Below are 22,488 nucleotides of genomic sequence, written 5' to 3' on the forward strand. Positions count from 1 at the left end.
CGCCTCGACCAGCACGGCCGCGGTCCCGCGCGGCGCGGCGGCGCCGGACAGGTAGGCGCGCAGCCACCCGGCGAGGACCTCGCCGCTGTCGCCGCCGGCGCCGTCACCGCCCGCGAGGAGCGCCTCGGCGTCGGCGAGCAGCGCGTCGATCCAGTCGCGCAGGACGGCGTGCAGCAGGTCGTCGCGCGTGGGGAAGTGCCGGTACAGCGTGCCGGAGCCGACGCCCGCGCGCCGGGCGATGTCGTCGAGGGAGGCTCCGGTGCCGTGCTCCAGGAAGGCCGCGCGGGCCGTCGCGACCAGCCGTTCGTGGTTGCGGCGCGCGTCGGCTCGCATCGGGCGGGTGTCCATGGGCGCCATCCAGCGGGGTGCCGGCCGGAGATCCCCGGGCGGGCCGACCGGGGGCGGTCTCCGCTTGCTTCCTGGAGAACCTCCATCATGAGCAGGACGCCCGCGGAAGGCAATCGCCCGATCCGTCGCCACGTCGGCGCGGACACCCACGAGTGGCCTGCGCGACGCACTCGCACGTCCGGTGCCAGTGCGCCTTCTGGGAGCGGAGCCCGGCGCCGGTCAGGAGGTCAGGGCGTCGCGGGACAGGCGGTCGGCGCGGCGCGTGGTCTCCGGCAGCCGGTACTCGGGCGCGAGGGCGAGGACGGTGCGGCAGGCGGTGTCGAGGTCCGCGCGGTGCCCGACGGACACGAACACCGGCTTCACGCCGTCGCGCGTCCGCAGCACGCGCCCGACGACCTCGCCGCCGTCGACCAGCGGGCTCGCGTCGCCGCGCCGGCCGCCCGGCGGGTCGTAGGCGCCGACGAAACCGGTCTTGGCCACGCCGATCGACGGCAGGCCGGTCAGGACGCCGAGGTGGCATGCCAGCCCGAACCGGCGCGGGTGGGCGACGCCGTACCCGTCGCAGACGAGCAGGTCGGGGGCCGTCTTCAGCGCGCGGAGCGCCTCGACCAGCGCGGGCAGCTCCCGGAACGCGAACAGGCCCGGGACGTACGGGAACGCGGCGGTGCCGACAGCGACGGACTCCTCCAGCACGTCCAGGGTCTTCGCGTCCAGGACGACCACCGCGGCGGCCAGGCGCGTGCCGGTTCCGCCGCCGTCGCCCGCGTACGAGACGTCCAGTCCCGCGACGGTCGCCGGGGACGAGGGGCCGGGCGTCTCCAGGTCGAGCAGCGGGCGCAGCTCGTCCTGGATCGCGACGGCCTCCTCGGGCGTCGCGGGCCAGGGATGCAGGTCGCGTACCTCCATGAACCGGCACGTTACCGGGGTTCCGCCGCGCCCGGCCGCCGCCGTCCGGCCTACCCAAGCAAGTGCTAGGTCGATATCGTGGGTTCCGTGGCGATCGATCTTGCCGAACTGGCCGATCCGCGGCGCACCGCTCTGCTGATCATGGAGATGCAGCGCGGCGTGGCCGGCGACCTGGCGAAGTTCCCCGAGCTGGTGAAGAGCTGCGCCGACCGGGGCGTGGTGGCGAACGCGGCGCGGACCGCGGCAGCCGCCCGCGCGTCCGGCGCGCGCGTCGTGCAGTGCACCGCGGCGTTCCGCGCCGACCGGGCGGGCAGCCATACCGACAACTGCCCGTTCATCAAGGCGCTGCTCAAGGACCCCGCGCACATGCTGGAGGGCACCGGCGCCGTCGAGGTCATGCCGGAGCTCGCCGACCCGTCCGACCTGGAGTCGCGGCGCTACCACGGCTTCTCCCCGTTCACCGGGACGTCCCTGGACCAGACGCTCCGCTCCCTCGGCGTCCGGACGGTCGTGGCCGCGGGCCTGTCCCTCAACCTCGGCATCCCCGGGCTGTGCCTGGAGGCGGTGAACCTCGGCTACCGCGTCGTCGTCGTGACCGACGCGGTCGCCGGGATGCCCGCCGAGTACGGCGACGCCGTCCTGAAGAACACGATCAGCCTGCTCGCCGCCCGCGCGACGAGCCGCGAACTGGAGGCCGCGTGGACGGCATGAGCCTGGACGGCCGCACCGCCGTCGTCACCGGCGGCGCGGGCGGCATCGGCCGCGCGATCTGCGCCGACCTCGCCTCGCTCGGCGCCCGCGTCGTGGTCGCCGACCTCGACCTGGAGGCCGCCGAGAACGTCGCGAAACCGCTCGGCGGCACCGCGACCCGCGTGGACCTGACCGACCCGGACGAGATCGACGCGTTCACCACCGGCGTCGGACCCGTGGACGTCCTCGTCCACAACGCGGGCGTCAGCATCGTCGAGCCGTTCACGGAGAGCGATCCCGCCGCCTGGGACCTCATGTGGCGGATCAACCTGCGGGCGCCGATGCAGCTCACGCGGGCCCTGCTGCCCGGCATGACCGAGCGCGGCTGGGGACGGCTCGTGTTCGTCTCGTCGGACGGCGCCCGCGCCGGGTCCGGCGGCGAGGGCGCCTACGCCGCCACCAAGGCGGGCCTGTTCGGGCTCGCCAAGACGCTGGCCCGCGAGGCCGCGCGCGGCGGCGTGACCAGCAACGTCGTCTGTCCCGGGCCGACGGACACCCCGATGGTCCAGCAGGTGGCCGGGCGGCACCCGGGACTGCTCGACAAGCTCGCCAAGCAGATCCCGCTGCGCCGCATCGGCCGCCCGGACGACGTCGCCGGCCTCATCGCCTTCCTCTGCACCGACCGCGCCGGCTACATCACCGGCCAGACCGTCTCGGTCAGCGGCGGCATCACGATGCAGTGACGCCTTTCTTCTCCCGCTCAGCCAAGGGCGGCGTAGGCCGCCTCGACGAGGCGGTAGGCGCGCAGGTCGCCGGACAGCTGGTCGCCCATGAGGTTCGGCAGGTAGGCGACCGCGAGCCCGGCGTCGGCGTCCCCGAGCCCGATCGAGCCGCCCGCGCCGGTGTGCCCGAACGCGCTCTCCTTTCCGGCCTGCGGGGTGAAGAACGTGATCGCGGGACGCATGAAGCCGAGCCCGAAGGAGGTGTCCACGAGCATCGTCCGGTCGGGTCCGGCGACGCGCGGGCGAATCGCCTCGCGGAGCGTCTCGGGCCGCACGATCCGTCCCGCCACGAGATCCCGGTAGAACCCCGCGAACCCGGACGCGCTCGCCAGCATCCCCGCCGCAGGCCACCCGGCGCGCAGCACGACCGGGTTGTTGTAGCCGCCCTTGCCCGGATGCGGACTGTTCAGCGCCCGGTTGAGGAGGCTCTGCGGGTCGGAGTACGCACCCGCGAGCCGTTCGAGGAGGTTGCCGTCACCGCCCGTGCGCGGCGCGTCCGCCCCCTGGCTCGGCGCGTCCGTCGCGGGCCCGGCCGCGTCGCCGCTCGGCGCGTTCCCGTTCCCGTTCTTGGCGTCCTTGCTCGTGACGCGGCGTCCCGCCGAGAGCTTCGCGGCCCGCTCGATGACGTCGTCCGGCGCGCCGATCCACAGGTCGAGGCCGCCCGCGAACTCGTCCCGGACGAACGCGCCGACCGTCCGTCCGGAGTGCCGCCGGACGATCTCGCCCGCCAGCCAGCCGTAGGTCAGCGCGTGGTAGCCGTGCGCCTCGCCGGGCGTCCACTCCGGCTCCTGCGCGGCGAGCTCGGCGGCCCGCGCGGGCGCGTCCGCCGCCTCCTCGGCCGACACCGGACGCGCGAACGCGGGCAGCCCGACCTGGTGCGACAGCAGGTGCGCGGCCGTCGCGCCCTCCTTGCCGCCCGCGCCGAACTCCGGCCACCAGTCCGTGACGGGTCCGTCCACGTCATAGGCGCCGCGCTCGGCGAGCAGCAGCGCCGCGGTCGCGGTCACCGCCTTGGTGCAGGAGAAGCCGAAGCACGGGGTGTCGGGCAGCCACTCCCGGCCGGTGCGCCGGTCGGCGACGCCGCCGAACAGGTCCACGACCTTGCGGTCGCCCGCGTACACCGCGACGGCCGCGCCCAGCTCGCGCCCCTCGGCGAAGTTCCGTTCGAACACCTCGCGGACGCCGGCGAACGCCGGGTCGCAGTGGCCCTGCACGGTACTGCTCATCGCACGGTCCTTTCACGGGAAGGTTCCTAGAATCATGCTCGACGAGTCCGGCAACTGGGGACGCTGGGGTCCCTCAGACGAGCGCGGCACCCTCAACCTCCTGACTCCGGACGTGGTCGTGGCGGCCGCGCGGCACGTCCGCGAGGGCCGGGTGCTGAGCCTGTCGCTGCCGATCCGGGGAGCGACCTCCTCGCCCGCGCCGACGACCGTCCCGCACCTGAAGGGCCGCCCGCTGCCGCAGCACTTCATGTCGGTGGACGGCGGCGACTACGCGGCGGGCACCCGGGCGATCGGCGCGGGCCTGAAGATGTCCGACGACGCGCTCGTCGTCACCCCGCACGGCACCACGACCCACATGGACGCGCTGTGCCACATGTGGTCGGGCGACGCGCTCTACAACGGCCACCCGGCGGGCCGCGTCCGTTCCTACGGCGCCGGGCGCTGCGGCATCGAGAAGGCGGGCCCGGTCGTCGGCCGCGGCGTCCTCTTTGACATCCCCCGCCTCCGCGGCGTCGAGCACCTCGCGGCCACCGACCGCATCGGCCCGGACGACCTGGAGGAATGCGGCGTCGAGATCCGTCCCGGAGACATCGCCGTGATCCGCACAGGTTGGCCCCTCACCTGGCAGGACGGCCCGGACGCCTACTGGGCGGGCCAGCCGGGCTTGTCCGGCGCCGGGGGCCGCTGGCTCGCCGAACGCGACGTCGCCCTGGTGGCCAGCGACAACGCCGCGATCGGCGGCCTCAACGAGCACCAGCTCGCCGACGAGGACCTCGCCGACGACCTGCACATGATCTTCCTGTGGCGGCACGGCGTCCACCTGGCCGAGATGCTGTGGCTGGAGGAACTCGCCGAAACGGGCCGAACCGACTTCCTGTTCATCGCGGCCCCCCTGAAGATCGAAGGCGGCACCGCAAGCCCCATCAACCCGATCGCCGTCCTCTGACCATCGGACCGGCTCTCGCGAGGTCTTAAGGTCTTGGGATGGATGCGGGCGAAAGCGACGCGGTGGAGCGGGTCAGGAACGTCTTCGAACGGATCGTGGCGGACGGTCTGCGTCGCGAAGCGGTGTCCGGGGCAAGCGATGAGCTGATCGACGAGATGGCGCGTTCGCAGGAGGTCGCGGCCGTCCCGGCGGCGGTGCGGGAGGTGCTCCGGCTCGTCGGAGGGCAGCCGGGGATCTGGCTGATGGGGAGTTCGTTCGGGCCCAAGCGTGTGGGCGCGCAGGCCAAGCGAAACGCGCTGGCGACCTTGAGGCAGAAGACGAGCGACCCGCTGACCGACGCGGCGGGGATGCTGGTGCTGCTGGAACACCAGGCGTACGCCTACCACGTGATCGACGGCGTGGATCTGAGCGAACCCGATCCGGCGGTATGGGCCATCGTCGAGGGTGAGGACGTCGGCAAGATGTGGCCTTCGGTCTCAGCGTGGTTCGGGAGCACCGCACCGGACGTGAGCCGGTTCCGGCAGCGCCTGAAGCTGATGCGGGAAGTCGGCCGGGAACGCGAACCGTCGTGGGCCCAGCACATCCGCCTGTAGCTCCGGCCACCGAAGCGTCAGGGCTTGAGCCTGGCCCACACCCACTTGCCGCCGGACGGATCGGCGCAGCACCCGCACTCGACGGCGAGGGCCGCCACGATCGGCAGCCCCCGCCCGCCGTTGTCGTCCCAGTGCTCCCCGGACACGTCCAGCGCGTCGAGCGTGACCTCCTCGACCGCCCGGATCACCGGCCGTGTCGGCGCGGCGTCCCACACCGCGACCAGTACCCCGGTGACGTCCCGGCTGCACTGGAACCGGATCTCCCGCCCGGGCGTGGCCGCCGCCGCATTCGTCACCAGTTCTGAGATGACAAGGCAGACATCGTCCGCGATATGCGGATAACCCCAATTGTTCAGCCGCGTTTGTACGAGCGTACGCGCCAACCCCGGCGTCGCGGTGGACGCGAGCATGGAGATCAGCAAACAGTCAGGCGTCGCGATCATAATTCGCACCTTCTGCGAGTGGTTCCTGATTAGCTCCTCGCAGGATGAACGACCTGGGCTACTCTTCCCGCGTATCCGCGAAAACCAAAAACAAGGAGGGCATGTGGCGCGCGTCCGAGATCCCCTCGACCCCAAGATCTCGCTATGGCACTTCCTGGCGTTCGCGCTGCGCTTCGAGCGGGAGAAGCACGGTCTGTCGCTGGCGCAGTGCGGCGAGATCATCAATGCCGCCCGCTCGACTGTTTGCAATATCGAGGCAGGTCGGCTCAAGCTCGGCGAGGACCAGGCCAGGAAGCTCGACAAGCGGTACAACACCGCGCGAATGTTCGAGCTCCTGATCTGGTTCGCCAACTCGTCTCATGATCCCACCTGGTTCCAGCAGTATGTGGATTTCGAGACGCGAGCTGAAATCCTCCGAATCTACCAAGGGCAGGTCATACCCGTCCCATTGCAGACAGAAGCCTATGCTCGCGCGTTCCTGGATGTGGCCGGAGTCAAGGACGTCGACCGTGCTCTTGAGGCGCGGAAGGCGCGCCAGGAGGCAATCCTGGAACGCGCAGATCCACCTGTGATTCTGGTCCTGCTCGATGAGGACGCCCTGGATCGCCCGACAGGCGGAAAAGATGTGATGGCGGACCAGCTCCGGCATCTTCTCAAGCTGGGCCAGGCGTCGCACGTGATCATTCGGATGGTTCCCCGATCGGTCGGGGCGCACGTCGGTCTGAACGGGCCGTTTCAGGTGATGAGTCTTAAGGCTGACGTGGCCTACATTGGCGCGTTCCATGGAGGGCGCTTGGTCCAGGACCCTGTCGAGGTGCGCGAACTGGCCATAGATTTCGAGTTGATCGGAGCGGTGGCGTTGAGCGAGGGAGCGTCTCGGACTCTGATCCACGAGATCGAGGAGAGGTTCTCATGACGGACTGCTGGCGGAAGAGCTCCCACAGCGGGAGCGCGACCGATGAGGCCTGCGTCGAGGTGGCCAGGCTCGTTCCGGGCGTGGGGATCAGGGATTCCAAGGATCCGGACGGTGGGCGGTTGAGCCTGAGCGGTGTTGGGTTCGGGGAGTTGGTGGGGCGTATCAAGTCCGGGGCGCTCGATCGGGGTTGAGCGGCCGGTGGTGTGACGTAAAGGGCGGCGTGGCGCCTCGGGGGGATGGGGCGCCACGCCGCCGTGGGGTGGGTCAGGTGCCCGGGTACGCGCCGCCGCCGTAGGTGGCGTCCAGGGTGTCGTAGTCCGGGGTGTAGCCGCGTTTGGGGATGGTGTCGGCGAAGACCACGTCGCGGGGCTTCTTGTAGGAGGCGATCTCGTTGCGGACGTGCTCGATGACCTCGTCGGACGTCGCGGAGGCGCCTTCCTTCAGGACGACGATCGCCTTGGGAGACTGGCCGAAGCGGTCGTCCGGGACGCCGATGACGGCCGCGTCCGCGATGGACGGGTGGGTCTTGAGGGCGCGCTCGACCTCGGCGGGGTAGATGTTCTCGTTCGCCGACTTGATCATGCGGAGCCGGGGGCCGATGAAGGTGAGCGTGCCGTCGGGCTCGCGGCGGCCGAGGTCGCCGGTGTGGTGCCAGCCGCCCGCCGACTTGGCCTCGTTGAGCTCGCGGCGGTTCCAGTAGCCGGAGAAGATGCTCTGCCCGCGCGCGCAGATCTCGCCGACCTCGCCGGGCGGGACCTCCTCGCCCGAGGCGTCCAGGATGCGGACGTGGACGAGCGGGGACGGGCGGCCCGCGTAGCCCGCGCCGCCCATGCCGAGGCCGAGGAAGGTGAGCATGCCGCCGACCTCGGTCTGCCCGTAGCCGCCCATCTTGGACGCGCACCACGGGCTGTCGTCCACGGTGATCATCGCGTCCCATTCGGGGGAGTGGGAGACGAAGTGGAGGGACGACAGGTCGTGGGCGCCGTCCTTGTTGGCCTCGACCAGGCCGTCGATCATGGGGCCGAACAGGAACGCCTGGGTGCACTTCTCGGTGTCGATGAGGCGGCAGACCTCGGTCGGCTCGTAGGCGGGGGTGAAGACGAGCTTCCCGCCGAGCTGGAACGTGGCGAGGGTGAACATCATCGTGCCGACGTGGAACAGGGGGCCGCAGGCGAGGAAGGTGAAGCCGTCCTCCATCTGGCGCATGTGCAGGAGCGCCATGCTGTGCGCGATCAGCGCGGAGTGGCTCAGCAGGGCGGCGTTCGGGCGGCCGTCGAACGCGGCCGTGTACAGGGCGAGGACGGGGGAGTCGGCGGCGATCTCGGCGGACGGCAGGCCGGCGGGCGGCGGGGAGGCCGCGAGGTACGCCTCGTACTCGTCGCCGGAGCCGATCCAGCGGGCGTCGAGGGGGACCTGGCCGCGGGCCTTCTCGACGGCTTCGGACTCCTCCCAGACGACGACCGAGGGCGTGAGGTCGGTGAGGACGTGCGCCAGCTCGTCGGCGGTCTGCCGCCAGTTCGCGGGGCAGAAGATCGCGCCGAGGCGTCCGGCGGCGAGGAGGAGCTCCAGGACGCGGAACGAGTTCTGGCCGAGCCACAGGACCCGGTCGCCCGGGCCGACCCCGTCCGCGGCGAGGGCGCCGGCGAGGCGGTCCACCCGCTCGTCCAGCTCGGGATAGGTGAGCCGGACGTCGCCGTCCACGACGGCGGTGCCGAGCGGCCGTCCGCGCCGGTGCTCGCCGAGCACGTCCCCGAGTGTGAGCCGGTGTACGGTCATCGCGCCTCCTAGATGCGGGGTGGGGGTCGGGATCAGCGGAAGGCGGGCATGACCTCCGCCGCGAAGAACTTGAGGACCTTCTTCATGTCCTCCAGGGGGAGCGGCCGGGTGGAGCCGAAGTCGCACATGAGGTTCCCGTAGCCCATCTCCTGGATCGTCTTGATCTGCGAGATGACGCGCTCGGGGTCGCCGATCACTTCGAGCTGGTTCCAGCGGAACTCGTTGTCGACGGAGCCGCCCTTGAGGTAGCGGTCCTGGTAGAACTCGAAGCCCTTGGCGGCCTTGCCGGTGGACGGGTCGATCGGGGCGCTCTGGAGGTTGAAGATGCGCGAGCGGTCGAAGCCCTCCTCGAAGCGGGCCTGGTCCTCGCGGGCCTGGTCGAGGGTCGGCGCGACGTAGACCGAGCGGCTCGCGACGAGCTCGACGTCCGCGGTGTCCACGCCGGCTTCCGCGGCCTTGGCGTGCCATGTTTCGGCCGCCTTGGCGATCTTCTTGAAGGGGGCGGCGGGGTCGGCGAGGATCGGCAGCCCGCGCGCCGCGTACAGCTCCACGGTCTCGGGGCTGACGGCCGCGACGTGGACGGGCGGGTGGGGCCGCTGGACGGGCTTCGGCATCAGCGTCAGCGGGTGGTTCGTCTCGTGGAAGCGGCCCTTGTACTCGAAGCCGTCCTGGGTCCACAGGCCGAGGATCATGTCGAGGCACTCGTTGAACCGGTCGCGGGCCTCGCCGAGGTCGAGCCCGAAGTTCTCGAACTCGATGCTCTGGTAGCCGCGGCCGATGCCGAGCTCCAGCCGCCCGTCCGACAGCAGGTCGACCATCGCGGCCTCCTCGGCCACGTGGATCGGGTTGTGCAGGGGCAGCACGACGATGCCGGTGCCGAGCCGCAGCCGCTCGGTGCGGGCGGCCAGGTTCGCCAGCATCGTGAAGATGTTGGGGACGGTGCCGTAGTCCCGGAAGTGGTGCTCGGCGACCCAGACGCCGTCGAAGCCGAGCTCCTCCAGGAGCTCGACGACCTCGATCTGGTAGTCGTACACCTCCCGCGCGGTCTGCCCCTCGAACTGGTGGAACAGGTGGAAGGTCGAGAACTTCATCGGGCGGTCAGCCACGTGTACGGCTCCTTCGTCACCGGGCCTGGCGGGCGCACGCCGTGCCCTCGCCGTCTTGGTCGACCCCTGGGATCGGTCAACGCCTCACCCATCATTACGTACCAAGCGCTCGCTTGGGAAGCCTACCCGACGAACGAAGAGGCGCCCGGATCCTCATGGATCCGGGCGCCTTCGAGGCGATCAGTGTCAGGAGCGGCCGAAGTGGTGCGCGGGCTCGGCGGCGGGCTCCTCGTCCAGGGCCGGGACGGGCCGCGCCCGCGTCCGGGACCGCGCGAACTCCAGCGTCAGCAGCGCCGCGGCCAGCCACGCGATGTCGAACCACGAGCGGAACACGATCGAGCGCGACTTGTAGCCGGGGCGGAACTTCCGGTTGAACAGGTACAGCGACTCGACCGCGATCAGCGGGTCGAGCAGGTGCAGCGCCTGGTAGCCGGCCTTCTCGACCGGCGACCGGTCCTCGGACTCCAGCAGCTCCCGGAACGCGGCGAAGTTCAGCGACACGACCTCGTGCCCCCGCTCGGCCGCGTACTGGATGATCTCCACGATGAGCCGCTCGTTGACGCCGTTCGGGCCGTCCGGGGAGCGCCGCATCGCGTCCAGGCTGATGCCCTCGCCCGCGACGGCGTACCGCTGGAACGCGATCGGCTCCTTGTCCTCGTCGTAGGCGACGGCGACGACGCCCGGGTGGTAGCCGGTGAGCAGCTCGTCCAGGTTCATCGAGAAGCCGCGCTCGGCGCCGCCGCCGAGCGAGCGGGACGCCACGTCCAGCAGCTTGTCGCGCAGCTCGGGCGTCAGGTCGCGCTCCGGCAGGATCTCCGTGGTGACGCCGGCGTTCTCGGTGCGCTTGACCGCCTGCCGGACGTTGCGCATCTGCCGCCCGGACAGCGTGAACTCGCCCGGCCGGACGATTACCTCGTCGCCGAAGCCGAACGAGCGCAGCGGACCCCACGCGGGCAGCAGGTCGGAGCTCGCGCCGAGCACGGCCGGGCGCCAGCCCGTCCGGCGGCACAGGGCCAGGAACTCCTCGACGGCCGCGGGCTGCGACTCCCGGTCGCCGACCGGGTCCCCGCCCGCCACCGCGACGCCGAACAGCACCCGGTAGCCGATCGCGGCCCGCCCGTCCGGGCTGAACACGTAGGCCTTGTCGCGGCGCAGCGCGAACGGGGCGAGCGTGTCGGACCCGGGGCGCGCGACGAGGTGCGCGACGCGGCCGCGCTCGCCCTCGTCACCGGGCGGCGGCGCCGGGTCGGGCGCGAGCAGCGTGACCACGAGGACGAGCAGCCCGGCGGCGCCGGCGAGGCCGAGCACCTCCGGCAGCCACGACGCGCCGTCGATGGGCGCGCCGGTGGAGCCGAGACCGCTCGCGACGTCCCGGCCCGCCGACCGGATCGACACGCCGCCGAGCAGCACCGAGCCGGCGACCGCGGCGACCGCGAGGAACGCGAAGGTCTTGAGGGCCGTGCGCACCCGCTCGGGGTGCGGGCGCACCGTGAACTGGTCGCGCCGCAGCCACAGCGCGACCAGCGCGGCCGCCAGCAGCGGCAGCCGCCACAGCGCGTCGTCGCCCGCGAGGACGGCGAGCAGGCCCATGGACACGAGCGCGACGAGCCCGTACCAGGCCGCGCGGCGCCGCAGCAGCACGCCGCGCGCCACCAGCGCGAACGCCAGGCCGAGCGCGAACGCGTGCGCGGGGATGAGCGGGCGTCCGGTCACGAGCAGCGACACCTGGTCGAGCCAGTGCGGAGCGCGCGCGACCGCCGGTACGGCGATCAGCGCGGCGACGGACGCCGTGATCAGGGCGAGCGGCCAGAGGGCCTGCGCCCGTTCCGGCGAGCGCGCCGCGGTCCCCGCGTCCCGCGGGAGTTCCGAGGGATCGTCCCCCCGGTCGGGCTTCGCTGCTAGCACGACCAACACCTCCGCTGAGCCCTCAACCATGATCCGTTGGAACCCATTCCCCGGATCGCGCGTTGAATCTCGCCGCCTGTGGTCACCGCCCCCACAGCCTACGGGCTGGGGCGCGGCCGGGGAATCGATCTTTCCCCTGGTCGGCCGCCGTCCGGACACTCGCTATGACGCCGCGTCCGGCGATTCCGCCCGAAGGATCCCTCCGCCGCGGCCGAACCCGGCCACGGAACCGAAACGGAAGCGGCCTCGTGGTGCGGACGGGACGCGAGTGGCGCGCTGGACGCGATCCGTGCCCGTTTGGTGAGCTTCGCGAGGGTCTCGTCCGGGCGCTGCCTGGGTCTGCTCCGGGCGCCGCTCCGGCCCGAGCGCCACGCGGCTGCCTGGCTTTGCCCGGTTCGGAGGCCGCGAGGTTCCAACGAGCTGTGGCGAGTCCGGCGGGCGCCGCGCGGGGTGCGCGGCGGAGGGTGGCCGGGCCGCTAGCGTGCTGCCATGAGTGGTTTCCGGCATGTGGTGATGTTCAAGTGGGCCGAGGGGACGACGACCGGCCAGCAGGACGAGGTCGCGGCGCAGCTGCGCGAGCTGCCCGGCGCCATCCCCGAGATCCGGGAGTACAGCATCGGGACGAACGCGGGCGTCAACCCGGGCGCCTACGACTTCGTGGTGGTCGCCGACTTCGACGACAAGGAGGCGTACCTGGTGTACCGGGACGCCCCGGTCCACCGCGCCGTGATCGACCAGTACATCGCGCCGCTCACGGCGGAGCGGGTCTCCATCCAGTACGAGCTGTGACGGGGCGCCCCTGGAACGCTACCGAGCAAGCGCTTGTGTCAGAACGTTTTTCGGGTTAGTTTTCCCTGCGACGGCAGGGACGCCCGGAGGACCGGCCATGACCATCCGGGGCCATCCGGGCGGACGGCCCTGCCCCCGCGGGCGCCGCTCGCCGTGGACGGATCGCGCCCCGTCCGCGGCGGGCGGCACGTCCGCGGACACGGCGGCATGAGACGACGGCACGAACCGGCGCACGGGCCGGCGCACGGGCCGGCGGAGTACGGCGGCGCTGTCGTTGGCGCGGAGCGGACGGGAGGGCCTGGATGGGTGGTGGGCAGGGGTTCTCGGGGCGGGCGGCGATCGCCGGGGTCGGGATGACGGCCCTGTCGCGCGAGTCCGGGCGCACCGAGCTGGACCTGGCCGCCGAGGCGTCCCGCGCCGCGCTCGCCGACGCGGGCGCCGAGCGGCCCGACGCGATCCTGTCGTACCACCTGAACGACTCCGCGCCCGTCCTGTACCTGGCGAGGGAGCTCGGCCTGCGGGAGATCGGCTGGCACAACGAGATCTACGGCGGCGGGACGCAGAGCGCCTCGATCCTCGCCGACGCGGCGATGCTCGTGGACGCGGGCCTGGCCCGGACGGTCCTGATCTACCGGGCGCTCAACGGCCGTTCGGGGAAGCGGATGAACGCGCTCGGCCTCAAGCTGGGCGAGGGCACCGAGGAGCAGTTCACGCATCCGTACGGGCTGGCGGGGCCCGTCCACCAGTTCGCGTTGGCGGGGCAGCGCTACCTGCACGACACCGGCCTGACCGACGAGCACACGTTTGCCGTCGTCGCGCAGTCGCGCGAGCACGCGTTCCGAAACCCGCGCGCGCTGCGCCGCGAGCGCCTCAATCTGGCCGCGTACCGGGCAAGCCCGATGGTCGCCTCGCCGCTGCGGCGGCTGGACTGCTGCCAGGAGACGGACGGTGCCTGCGCGCTCGTCGTCACCGCCGCGGACCGGGCGCCGGGCGCTCCGCGGATCCACGCCGTCGTGCGCGGCGGCGGGCCCGGCGCGTCCGGCATGGACAAGGCCGCCGACGTCACGCGGATCTTCTCCGCGTACCTCGCCGAACCCCTCTACAGAGCCGCCGGGATGACGCCCGGCGACATTGACGTCTCCCTGTTCTACGACGCCTACAGCTGGCTCGTCCCGCGCCAGCTGGAGGACTTCGGGCTGGTGCCGCGCGCCGACCTGCCCGTCATGCTCCGCGCACAGGAGATCGCGTGGAACGGGCGCGTGCCGGTCAACCCGCACGGCGGGCTCCTGTCGGAGGGCTACGTGCACGGTCTGAACAACGTCGCCGAGGCGGTCCGGCAGCTCCGGGGAGCCGGAACGAACCAGGTCAGGGACGCGGGCGTGGCGCTCTGCACGGGTTTCGGCGGCGGCTACGGCAGCGCTGCGATCCTCACCGCCGCCTGAACCGTCGTACGGTGGCGCCGTGAACTCCCTCCGGAGCGGCGCCGCCCGCCCGCGGCCGCGGGCCCGCGGGCTCCTGCTCGACGCGGGCGTCACGGCCGTGGTCGGCGTCTTCGTCGTCACGCTGATCCACGCCTCGGACGACCGCGGGTCGAGCCCGGCCGACGCCCGCGCGTACGCGCTCGGCGTCCTCATGACCCTGCCGCTGCTGCTGCACCGGCGGCGTCCGGTGGCGGCGCTGACGCTGACGAGCCTGGGGCTGTTCGTCTACTACTCCCTGGACTATCCCGGCATCCCGCCGACGGTCCCGCTCGCCGTCCCGATGTACTCGGCGGTGCACGCGGGCCACGCGCGGTGGGCGGCGGGGATCTACGGGGGGTTCTTCTGGGTCGGGTACGTCATGGTCGTCCGCGAGACCGGCGCGCCGGTGGAGACCGCCGCCGACTTCCTCACCCACGCGGCGTTCGCCGTGACCGTGATGCTGCTGGCGGAGGTGGTGCGCAGCAGGCGGGCGCTGGCCGCCGAGACGCGCGAACGGCTGCGGCTCGCCGCGGAGGAGCGCGAGCTGGAGGCGGCCCGCCGGGTCGCCGAGGACCGTGTCCGCATCGCGCGGGAGCTGCACGACACCGTCGCGCACAGCATGGCCACGATCGCCGTCCAGGCGGGCAGCGCGCTCCACGTCCTCGGCGAACGGGACGGCGATGACCGCGACGAGGAGGTCCGCCCGGCCCTCACGGTGATCCGGGAGACCAGCAAGCGGGCGCTCCGGGAGATGCGCGCCACGCTCGGCGTGCTGCGGTCCGCGGCGGACGCGCGGGACCGCGGCGGCGCCGGGCTCGACCGGCTCCCGGCGCTGCTGGAGGCCGTCCGGTCGTCGGGTGTGCCGGTCGAGCTGGACGTGACGGGCCGTCCGGAGACGGTCCTCGCCCCGGCCGCCGACCATGCCGCCTACCGGATCCTTCAGGAGTCACTGACGAACGTCCTGCGGCACGCCGGGCCGGACGTGCGCGTCCGCGTGCGGATGGCGTACCGGGAGGAAGGGCTCGACCTGGAGATCGACGATGACGGCACCGGTCCCGTGGACGCCGGGCATGAGCCGGGAAGCGAGAGCGGGCACGGGGTGAACGGCATGCGCGAGCGCGCTCTCGCCCTCGGCGGGACGTTCGCGGCGGGTCCCGGGCCGTCCGGCGGCTTCCGGGTCGCCGCGCGCCTGCCGCTGCGTCCGGCCGCGTCCGGTGCGTCCGGCGGACTCGCGGACGCGCCGCCACGGGACGAGACCCCGGTCACCGATGTCACGCGGAGTGCATCGTGATCCGGGTGGTGCTGGCCGACGACCAGTCACTGGTCCGCGCGGGGTTCCGGATGCTGCTGCGCTCCGCCGACGACATCGAGGTCGTGGGGGAGGCCGAGCACGGCGGCACCGCCATCGCGCTGGCCCGCGAGCTGCGCCCGGACGTCGTGCTCATGGACCTGCGGATGCCCGAGATCGACGGGCTCACCGCGACCCGCCGGATCGCCGCCGACCCGGCGCTCGCGGACGTGCGGGTGATGGTGCTGACGACCTACGACGACGACGAGAACGTCTACCGGGCGCTGCGCGCGGGGGCCGCCGGCTTCCTCGTGAAGGACATCGAACCGGCCGACCTGCTGCACGCGGTGCGCGTGGTCGCGGGCGGTGAGGCGTTGCTGGCCCCGGCCGTCACCCGCGCGGTCATCGAGGGGTTCGTCGGGCGCCGCCCGGTGCCGGACGCGGCCGCCGGGACGCCCGGAACCGGTGCGCCGGGGCTGCTCGACGTGCTCACGGGCCGCGAGCGCGAGGTGGTGCGGCTGGTCGGGCGGGGGCTGTCCAACGAGGAGATCGCGGACGAGCTCACGGTCAGCCCCCTGACGGCGAAGACGCACGTCAGCCGGGCCATGGGGAAGCTGGGCGTGCGGGACCGGGTCCGGCTGGTGGTGCTGGCGTACGAGTCGGGGCTGGTCACCCCCGGGTCCGGGCGCTGAGGATGTCCTCGCGGAGCTGCTGGGGCGTCGGCGCCTCCAGCAGCCGCGGGCCGTTCCGCAGCGGAACGAGGGCCCACCAGGACCCCGTGGCCTCGCCGAACCAGACGCGCACCCCTGGGAACTGCTCCTGAAGGTTCCGCGCCGTCGCGGCGCGCAGCGCCGCGGGCGTGGGCTCCTCACGACCGGCGGCGCCCCGTTGAGCCGTCATGTCGCCTCCCCCCGTTGGTCTCTTCGGTCACAGCGTCCCCATGGGCCAAGGCGTCACCCCTAATCGGCAAATCGTGACTAAGCACACTATGGGGCTTGGGGGAGCTCCACGGTGGGATACCGCGCCGGACGTACTCCGATGGAAGTACCCCGCCGCCGGAATGACGCCGCCCGCAGGATTCTTCCCGATCCGCGCCCCGGCAGGATCGACCGGGTCCGATGGTTTCCGTGGGCGGCGCGACGCGAAGGTGGTTCATCCCATGAGACTGGCCAGGCTCGCCCGGCTCTGCTATCGAAGGCGGCGCCTGACCGTGGCCGCATGGATCCTGGGCGCGGTCGCCGCCCTCGTCCTCGGCTTCGGGTTCGCGGCCGACCCGCTCAACGACTTCTCCGGCGGCGGCTCCGGCTCGGCGAAGGCGTCGGACCTCCTGGACGACCACTTCCCCGAGCAGAGCGGCGACAGCATCACGCTCGCGGTCCGCGCCGACGCCGGGGTCCGGTCGCCGGAGGTCCGGCCCCGCGTGGAGCAGGCGATCGAGCGGCTCCGGAAGACGCCGCACGTGTCGTCGGTGACGTCGCCGTACGAGGTGCCCGGGCAGATCTCCAAGGACGGGCGGACGGCGTTCGCGACCGGCGGCCTCGACATCATCGCCGACGACATGCCCCTGACCGACGTCCAGGACCTCATCGACGACGTCCGCGCCGACTCGGGACCGGTCCGGCTGGAGCTGAACGGCGCCGCCGTGGACCGTGCCGAGACGCCGGGCGGGGGACCGGCCGAGGGCATCGGCGTCCTCGCGGCCGTCGTCATCCTGCTGTTCGCGTTCGGGTCGGTCCTCGCGATGGGGCTGCCCATCGGCACGGCGCTGCTCGCCATCGGCTCCGGGCTCGGGCTGATCGCGCTGCTCGGGCACGTGCTGCCCGCGCCGGCGTTCAGCCCGATCGTGGCCGGGCTCATCGGCCTCGGCGTCGGCATCGACTACGCGCTGTTCATCGTCACCCGCTACCGGGAGGAACTGCACGCGGGCGGCGACCCCGAGGAGGCGACGGTCACCGCGATCACCACCGCCGGACGGGCCGTGCTGTTCGCCGGCACCACGGTCGTGATCGCCCTGATGGGCCTGTTCGTCATGCAGCAGAAGCTGCTGAACGGCGTCGCGGTCGCGGCGGGCCTCACCGTGCTGATGACGATGCTCGCCGCCGTGACGCTGCTGCCCGCCCTGCTCGGCTTCGCCGGGCGCGCGATCGACCGGCTGCGCGTTCCCGGCCTCGGCCGGGCCCGCCGCCCGCTCGCCGAACGCTGGGCGCGGGTCGTCCAGCGCCATCCCGTCCTCGCCGGGCTGGCCGCCGCCGCGGTGCTGCTGGTCCTCGCCGCGCCCGCCCTGTCGATGCGGCTGAGCCTGCCCGACTCCAGCACCCAGCCGCACGACACCAGCGGCTACGCCTCGTCCCAGATCCTGGCGGAGGGATTCGGGCCCGGCACCGCCGCGCCGCTGGTGATCGTCGCGCAGGGCGGGGACGCGAGGGCCGTCGCCGACGCCGTCCGCGCCACCCCGGGCATCGCGGCCGTCCAGCCGCCGCGCACCAGCCGGGACGGCGCCGCCTCGGTCACCATCGCGTTCCCGGCGACGGGCGCGCAGGACAAGGCCACGCCGAAGCTCGTCCACACCCTGCGGGACGAGGTCATCCCCCGGGCGACCGCCGGGACGGGCGTCACCGCGTACGTCGGCGGTCCGAACGCGGCCGCGATCGACTTCGCCGACGACGTCCGCACGCGGCTGCCGTGGCTGATCGCCGTCGTCGTCGGGCTGTCGCTGCTGCTGCTCGTCGCGCTCGTCCGGTCGGTGACCGTGGCGCTCCAGGCGGCGCTGATGAACCTTCTGTCGATCGCCGCGGCCTACGGGGTGCTCACCGCCGTCGTCCAGTGGGGCTGGGCGGGCCGCGCGCTCGGCTTCCCCACCGACATGCCGGTGACCGTCTGGGTGCCGCTGATGATGTTCCCGATCCTGTTCGGGCTGTCGATGGACTACGAGGTGTTCCTCGTCTCGCGTATCCGCGAGGTGTACGAGCGGGGCGTCCCGACCCGCGAGGCGGTCGCGCAGGGCCTGGCCCGCACCGCCCGGGTGATCACCGCCGCCGCGGCGATCATGGTGATGGTGTTCCTGTCCGTGCTGCTCGGCGCGGACGTCGCGGTGAAGCAGATCGGCCTCGGTCTCGGCGTCGCGATTCTGATCGACGCGACGATCGTGCGGATGGTCCTCGTCCCGGCGCTGATGGAGCTGTTCGGCGAGGCCAACTGGTGGCTGCCCGGCCCGCTGGCGCGGATCCTGCCGTCCCACCGCGAGGACGAGCGGCCGCGGCCCGGCGTCCCGGTCGCCTAAGCACCGGACACGAGCGCGCCCGCGAGGACATCGCGGGCGCGCTCACGGCTCACCCGCGGACCGCCACCGGCCGCCGCCGCGGCGGGGGCCGTCAGTGGGTGTTGATGCCGTCGAACATCACCTTGAGGTAGTGCTCGGCGAGGCCCTGGGAGTTCAGGCGGCCGCCCGGCTTGAACCAGCGGACCGCGACCCAGACCGTGTCGCGGATCATCCGGTAGGTCAGCTTCGGGTCGATGTCGTCGCGGAACAGGCCCTGCGCCTGGCCGGCGCGGATGGTGTCGACCCACATCTTCTCGACGTCGTCCTCGGACTTCGTCAGGTAGGCGAACCGGTCCATCCCCTTGAGGTAGTTCCAGTCGTTCTGCATGACCGTGATCGCGGCGCGGTGCGGCTCCAGGGTGCCGAACGCGATGCGGACGAGCCCGGCGATGGTCTCGCGCGGATCGCGGCCCTCGTCGATCACGCCCTGGTACGCCGACATGATCTCGTTGAAGAAGCCCGCGAGGATCTCGTCCACGATCGACTCCTTGGAGTCGAAATGGTGGTAAAGGCTCCCCGACAGGATTCCGGCCTCCTCGGCGATGTTGCGCACCGTCGTGGCCTGGAAGCCCTTCTCCGCGAAGAGCTCGGCCGCGAGCTTGACCAGGTGCTCGCGCCGCTCCGAGGCCAGGGCGGGCGTGTTCCTGCCGCGGCGCCGCGCGGTGCCCTCGCCCGTGGCCCGGCTTTTCGGTCGTCCGGAATTCGTGCTCGTGCTCGTCACCCCCTCATTATGCCGTCTCGCCCAACCGCTTGCTCATTTGACACGTTGACATCAGGTTACGCCTTGCAACAAGCGCTTGCTCGCAGTCCCGACCACCGGGCCGCGGTGCGTAGGCTCGCGGCCATGCGCGAAGTGATCGTTTTCGACCTGTACGGCGTCATCGCCCGCACCCAGACCCCCGAGGCGGTGCGGCGGATCGAGGAGCTCGCCGGGATCTCCGGCGCCCCGTTCTGGGACGCGTACTGGTCCTGCCGCCCGGCCTACGACGCCGGGCAGGAGAGCGCGGCCTACTGGGCGGACGTCGCCGACCGGCTCGGCACCGCCTTCCCCGACGTCGCCGCGCTGATCGAGGCCGACCTGGAGAGCTGGACGGACGTGGACGAGCGCATGGTCGCCCTCGTCCACGAGCTCGCCGACGAGGGCCGCACGCTCGGCCTGCTCTCCAACATCATCGGCGATCTCGTGCCGCGCTTCGAGGCCCGCCACGGCGGCTGGCTCCGCCGCTTCGACGCGCTCACCTACTCCTGCCGCATCGGCGTCGCCAAGCCCGACCCGCGCGCCTACGAGATCTGCGCCGAGCGCCTCGGGGTGGCGCCCGCCGACGTCGTCTTCTTCGACGACAGCGAGCGCAACGTGATCGCGGCGCGGGAGACCGGCATGCGCGCCGAGGTCTTCACGTCTCCGGAGCAGGTCCGGAAGCTGGTCGGCTGACCGTCGCCCCCGCCGTTCGACCGCATGGCGGTGGAGGGCGGCCGGGTGCGCCCTACGTCGCTTTCGCCCTCGCCTGCGCGGGCGTTTTCTAGGCGCTTTGTCGCGCGCTTGCGCAATCTTTCGGCGGACGATGTTTCCGATGATCATCGCCCGGGCATTTTTCGCTACGGTTAGTAGTTACTATCTTACCGAAAGTGAAGGGAGAGTCGTCCATGAAGCGACTCGCACTGCTGTTCGCCGCGTCCGCCGCCCTCGCCGCGGGCGCCCTCGCCACCGCCGGTGCCGCCAGCGCCGGCGAGTGGCCGCAGCCGCACGCCGGCTTCCACGCCGGTGCGGGTCACATCGACACCGGCTGGGGCGAAGACGAGGGAGGCAACATCGACTTCGCCGACGCCGGCGGGTACGAGGCCGGCTACTGAGCCTAGGCGGCGCCCGACACCGGCGTCACCGACCGTCCGCCCTCCTTTCCGCACCGGGAAAGGAGGGCGGCGGCATGTCCGCCCCGTTTTTTCGCGCGGTGTGCGGGAGAAAGCAAAAAGCCCGAGGCCGGTGAAATCCATAAATTCCCCGGAATCGGCTGCGCGCCCGTCGCCGGGACGCGCCCTCAGGCGGACGGCGGGAGTTCCGGCGGCTCGGCCTCGGCGCCGGCCTCCGCGGCCTGGGCCAGGCGGTCGCGGAGCGTCCGGACGAGCGCCTCGCCCTGCTCGGCGAGGCGCTCGATCGCGGGCAGCGCCAGGTCGTCGCGGACGGTGTCGGCGACCAGCTCGTCGTACTCGTGCGCCTTGCCGGCCAGGGCTTCGAGGCTGCGGTGCGCGACCAGCGCCTCGTCGGCGGCGCGGGCGCGCTCGGCGTAGCGCTCCAGCGCCTCCACGCGCCGCGTCACCGCCTGGACGGAGAGGTCGAGCTTCTCCCGCAGCGGCCGCAGCGCCGCCTCGACCTCGGGGAGCGCCGTGGCCGCGGCGGCCTCCTCCTGCTCGGTGCGCAGCTTCGACTGGCGCGCGAGCACCTGCGCGATCTCCCACTCCTGGCGCGGCAGCGTAACGGCGTTGTCGACCGTGTCGAGCAGCCCCTCCCGGTTGACCTCCGAGTCGCGGACGGCGTCGACCGCCGTCTGGACGCGGAGCAGCATCGCCCGGCCGGTGTCGTCGAAGTCCTCCGGGGTGAGGTAGCGGTCGCGGCGCCGTTCGAGCTCGCGGGCGCGCCGCAGGTCGAGGGAGACCGAGGGGGTGCCGAGCGCGACGAGGACGGCGAGCATGCCGAGGCCGAGCAGCCAGAGGGAGCCGAGGAGCGGCGACCCGATCAGGCCGAGGCCGAGGACGGTCAGCGGGGCCAGCCAGATCAGCGGCCGGCGGCGCGCGACGATCGTGTCGAGCTCGGCCCGCAGCGCCGGGTCGGCGACCGGGCGGGGCTCCGCGGCGGCGCCGTCCCCGCGGGCGCGGGCGGGCGCGATCCGCCGCCAGTACGTGCCGACGTGCGTCTCGAACGCGAAGTCGGTCGGCGCGATCTCGATCTCGGTGGGGCCGGCGGGCAGCGGCCACGAGCCGACCGGGTCGCCGCCGCCGGGCCCGGTGAAGCGGACCCACCAGCCGCCCTTGCCGTCGTCGCACCGGTAGCGGCCCGGCGCGACGTCGATGCCGACGAAGAACGTCCCGACTCCGGGGATGGACTCGTTCCACGCGCCACTGGTCACCGGCGACCTCCGACCAGACTCCTCCGCCGTGCCCCTCGCCCTCCCGGACGAGGCCCGTCCTCTCGCACAAGACCGACGTCCGGGGGACCGTAAGAGTTGCAGTACCCCGCATCCGCCTCCGGAAAGCCGTGTACCGGGCGTTGGATCACGTTTGGAATACTCCATGGGTGAGACCTGACTACGACCCTCTCGACGATCCGCCCTGGGCGATGCAGCTGGTGGTACGCGCGGAGAAGGCCGATCCGCCCAATCACTCCGCCGCGTGCGAGGCCGCGGCGACCGCGGTCGTGCGGTTGCTCACCGACCCGCGCGCGACCGAGCCCGGAGGGGAGTGGCACGAGGCCGTGCGCGAGTGGGAGTCGCGCCGCATCCGCAAGGTGACGCGGCGTGCGCGCGGGGTCCGCTGGCCGGAGGCGCAGGCGCTCCCGGGCGTCACCGTCGAGCACGCGGGCGCCGAGGTGCGGGCGTTCCCGCCGACCGCGGTCGCGGACGTCCCGCCGGAACTGGCGAAGCTCCAGGTCGCCGGACTCGACCTGGAGGACGGCGACCCGGAGCCATCGCCGGAGCCGCCGTACGCGGCGATCGCGCTGAACCCCGGCGTCACGATCACCACGGGCAAGGCCGCGGCGCAGTGCGGGCACGCGGCCCAGCTCCTGCTGCGCCAGGGGAAGCGGAAGGACGTGGCGGCCTGGCTGGAGGGCGGCGCCCGCGTCCACCTGGCGCGGGACGTCCCGTGGGAGCGCTGCGTGAAGCGCGCGACCGTCGCCGTCCGGGACGGCGGCTTCACCGAGGTCCCGCCCGGCACGATGACCGCCATCGCCTGGATCGTCCGCTGACACCCCGGGCGTGCCGTCCGCGCGGACGGCACGCCCC

24 protein-coding genes are annotated in these 22,488 nt (G+C 72.7%); 14 read left to right on the forward strand and 10 right to left on the reverse strand.

The annotated features are described in order from the left end of the window. The coding region (locus E1300_RS30265) for a TetR/AcrR family transcriptional regulator (protein WP_242619475.1) at positions 1 to 348 on the reverse strand (348 nt) is incomplete at its 3' end. Positions 349 to 567: 219 nt separating this feature from the next. Next, on the reverse strand, positions 568 to 1,254 hold the full coding sequence (gene nfi, locus E1300_RS30270) for a deoxyribonuclease V (RefSeq protein ID WP_131760510.1): 687 nt from the start codon (positions 1,252 to 1,254) through the stop codon (positions 568 to 570). An 87-nt stretch (positions 1,255 to 1,341) separates the two neighbouring features. On the opposite strand from nfi, the gene E1300_RS30275 reads away from it, so the two are divergent. Then, complete coding sequence (locus tag E1300_RS30275; RefSeq protein ID WP_131760511.1) at positions 1,342 to 1,965, forward strand: isochorismatase family protein; 624 nt, start codon at positions 1,342 to 1,344, stop codon at positions 1,963 to 1,965. Next, on the forward strand, positions 1,962 to 2,687 hold the full coding sequence (locus E1300_RS30280) for an SDR family NAD(P)-dependent oxidoreductase (RefSeq protein WP_131760537.1): 726 nt from the start codon (positions 1,962 to 1,964) through the stop codon (positions 2,685 to 2,687). Before E1300_RS30275 ends, E1300_RS30280 begins: the two co-directional genes overlap by 4 nt. A gap of 17 nt (positions 2,688 to 2,704) precedes the next feature. Here the strand turns inward: E1300_RS30280 and E1300_RS30285 are convergent, their stop codons facing one another. Next, entirely contained in the window at positions 2,705 to 3,952 is a 1,248-nt protein-coding gene (locus tag E1300_RS30285) for a serine hydrolase domain-containing protein (protein ID WP_131760512.1), read from the reverse strand. Between the two features lie 34 nt (positions 3,953 to 3,986). On the opposite strand from E1300_RS30285, the gene E1300_RS30290 reads away from it, so the two are divergent. Beyond that, positions 3,987 to 4,898, forward strand: a complete 912-nt coding sequence (locus E1300_RS30290; RefSeq protein ID WP_131760513.1) for a cyclase family protein — start codon at positions 3,987 to 3,989, stop codon at positions 4,896 to 4,898. Between the two features lie 38 nt (positions 4,899 to 4,936). Continuing rightward, positions 4,937 to 5,491, forward strand: coding sequence for a hypothetical protein (locus tag E1300_RS30295; RefSeq protein WP_131760514.1), 555 nt, complete (start codon positions 4,937 to 4,939; stop codon positions 5,489 to 5,491). A gap of 17 nt (positions 5,492 to 5,508) precedes the next feature. Here E1300_RS30295 and E1300_RS30300 read toward each other — a convergent pair whose 3' ends face one another. Next, the gene (locus tag E1300_RS30300; protein ID WP_370785260.1) at positions 5,509 to 5,934 is read right to left on the reverse strand and encodes an ATP-binding protein; all 426 of its coding nucleotides are present in this window, start codon (positions 5,932 to 5,934) and stop codon (positions 5,509 to 5,511) included. On the opposite strand from E1300_RS30300, the gene E1300_RS30305 reads away from it, so the two are divergent. After that, complete coding sequence (locus E1300_RS30305; RefSeq protein ID WP_131760516.1) at positions 5,900 to 6,850, forward strand: helix-turn-helix domain-containing protein; 951 nt, start codon at positions 5,900 to 5,902, stop codon at positions 6,848 to 6,850. The two genes, E1300_RS30300 and E1300_RS30305, sit on opposite strands and share 35 nt — an antisense overlap. After that, on the forward strand, positions 6,847 to 7,041 hold the full coding sequence (locus E1300_RS30310) for a DUF397 domain-containing protein (protein ID WP_131760517.1): 195 nt from the start codon (positions 6,847 to 6,849) through the stop codon (positions 7,039 to 7,041). Before E1300_RS30305 ends, E1300_RS30310 begins: the two co-directional genes overlap by 4 nt. A gap of 73 nt (positions 7,042 to 7,114) precedes the next feature. Here E1300_RS30310 and E1300_RS30315 read toward each other — a convergent pair whose 3' ends face one another. From E1300_RS30315 to E1300_RS30325, 3 genes are all read right to left on the reverse strand, one after another. Beyond that, positions 7,115 to 8,626 carry an AMP-binding protein gene (locus tag E1300_RS30315; protein WP_131760518.1) on the reverse strand — a complete coding sequence of 504 codons (1,512 nt, stop codon included), beginning with the start codon at positions 8,624 to 8,626 and terminating at the stop codon, positions 7,115 to 7,117. A 32-nt stretch (positions 8,627 to 8,658) separates the two neighbouring features. Beyond that, on the reverse strand, positions 8,659 to 9,732 hold the full coding sequence (locus E1300_RS30320; RefSeq protein WP_131760519.1) for an LLM class flavin-dependent oxidoreductase: 1,074 nt from the start codon (positions 9,730 to 9,732) through the stop codon (positions 8,659 to 8,661). Positions 9,733 to 9,918: 186 nt separating this feature from the next. Next, positions 9,919 to 11,637 carry a bifunctional lysylphosphatidylglycerol flippase/synthetase MprF gene (locus E1300_RS30325; protein WP_131760520.1) on the reverse strand — a complete coding sequence of 573 codons (1,719 nt, stop codon included), beginning with the start codon at positions 11,635 to 11,637 and terminating at the stop codon, positions 9,919 to 9,921. Positions 11,638 to 12,126: 489 nt separating this feature from the next. Here E1300_RS30325 and E1300_RS30330 point away from each other — a divergent pair, with 489 nt between their 5' ends. From E1300_RS30330 to E1300_RS30345, 4 genes are all read left to right on the forward strand, one after another. Then, positions 12,127 to 12,426, forward strand: coding sequence for a Dabb family protein (locus E1300_RS30330; RefSeq protein ID WP_131760521.1), 300 nt, complete (start codon positions 12,127 to 12,129; stop codon positions 12,424 to 12,426). A gap of 302 nt (positions 12,427 to 12,728) precedes the next feature. Continuing rightward, a complete protein-coding gene (locus E1300_RS30335) occupies positions 12,729 to 13,868 on the forward strand; it encodes a thiolase C-terminal domain-containing protein (protein ID WP_131760522.1) in 1,140 nt (379 codons plus the stop codon). 19 nt (positions 13,869 to 13,887) lie between these two features. Then, positions 13,888 to 15,177: a sensor histidine kinase gene (locus tag E1300_RS30340; RefSeq protein WP_131760523.1), complete on the forward strand. Its 1,290-nt coding sequence runs from the start codon at positions 13,888 to 13,890 to the stop codon at positions 15,175 to 15,177. Beyond that, entirely contained in the window at positions 15,174 to 15,866 is a 693-nt protein-coding gene (locus E1300_RS30345; protein ID WP_131760524.1) for a response regulator, read from the forward strand. The genes E1300_RS30340 and E1300_RS30345 overlap by 4 nt, the downstream gene beginning before the upstream one ends. Here the strand turns inward: E1300_RS30345 and E1300_RS30350 are convergent. Further along, complete coding sequence (locus E1300_RS30350) at positions 15,844 to 16,074, reverse strand: hypothetical protein (protein ID WP_131760525.1); 231 nt, start codon at positions 16,072 to 16,074, stop codon at positions 15,844 to 15,846. The genes E1300_RS30345 and E1300_RS30350 overlap by 23 nt on opposite strands. A 259-nt stretch (positions 16,075 to 16,333) precedes the next feature. On the opposite strand from E1300_RS30350, the gene E1300_RS30355 reads away from it, so the two are divergent. After that, positions 16,334 to 18,454, forward strand: a complete 2,121-nt coding sequence (locus E1300_RS30355) for an MMPL family transporter (RefSeq protein ID WP_131760526.1) — start codon at positions 16,334 to 16,336, stop codon at positions 18,452 to 18,454. A 91-nt stretch (positions 18,455 to 18,545) separates the two neighbouring features. On the opposite strand, the gene E1300_RS30360 is transcribed toward E1300_RS30355, so the two are convergent. Beyond that, a complete protein-coding gene (locus E1300_RS30360; RefSeq protein WP_131760527.1) occupies positions 18,546 to 19,214 on the reverse strand; it encodes a TetR/AcrR family transcriptional regulator in 669 nt (222 codons plus the stop codon). Positions 19,215 to 19,337: 123 nt separating this feature from the next. On the opposite strand from E1300_RS30360, the gene E1300_RS30365 reads away from it, so the two are divergent. Next, a complete protein-coding gene (locus E1300_RS30365) occupies positions 19,338 to 19,925 on the forward strand; it encodes an HAD family hydrolase (RefSeq protein ID WP_131760528.1) in 588 nt (195 codons plus the stop codon). A 212-nt stretch (positions 19,926 to 20,137) separates the two neighbouring features. After that, positions 20,138 to 20,344, forward strand: a complete 207-nt coding sequence (locus tag E1300_RS30370; RefSeq protein WP_131760529.1) for a hypothetical protein — start codon at positions 20,138 to 20,140, stop codon at positions 20,342 to 20,344. 185 nt (positions 20,345 to 20,529) lie between these two features. On the opposite strand, the gene E1300_RS30375 is transcribed toward E1300_RS30370, so the two are convergent. After that, on the reverse strand, positions 20,530 to 21,615 hold the full coding sequence (locus tag E1300_RS30375) for an Rv1352/Rv1906c domain-containing protein (protein ID WP_131760530.1): 1,086 nt from the start codon (positions 21,613 to 21,615) through the stop codon (positions 20,530 to 20,532). A gap of 167 nt (positions 21,616 to 21,782) precedes the next feature. Between E1300_RS30375 and E1300_RS30380 the strand changes: the two genes are divergently transcribed. Next, positions 21,783 to 22,451: an aminoacyl-tRNA hydrolase gene (locus E1300_RS30380; RefSeq protein ID WP_131760531.1), complete on the forward strand. Its 669-nt coding sequence runs from the start codon at positions 21,783 to 21,785 to the stop codon at positions 22,449 to 22,451. Positions 22,452 to 22,488: the final 37 nt, after the last annotated feature.

It is taken from the genome of Actinomadura fibrosa (assembly GCF_900659615.1).
Taxonomy (GTDB): domain Bacteria; phylum Actinomycetota; class Actinomycetes; order Streptosporangiales; family Streptosporangiaceae; genus Spirillospora; species Spirillospora fibrosa.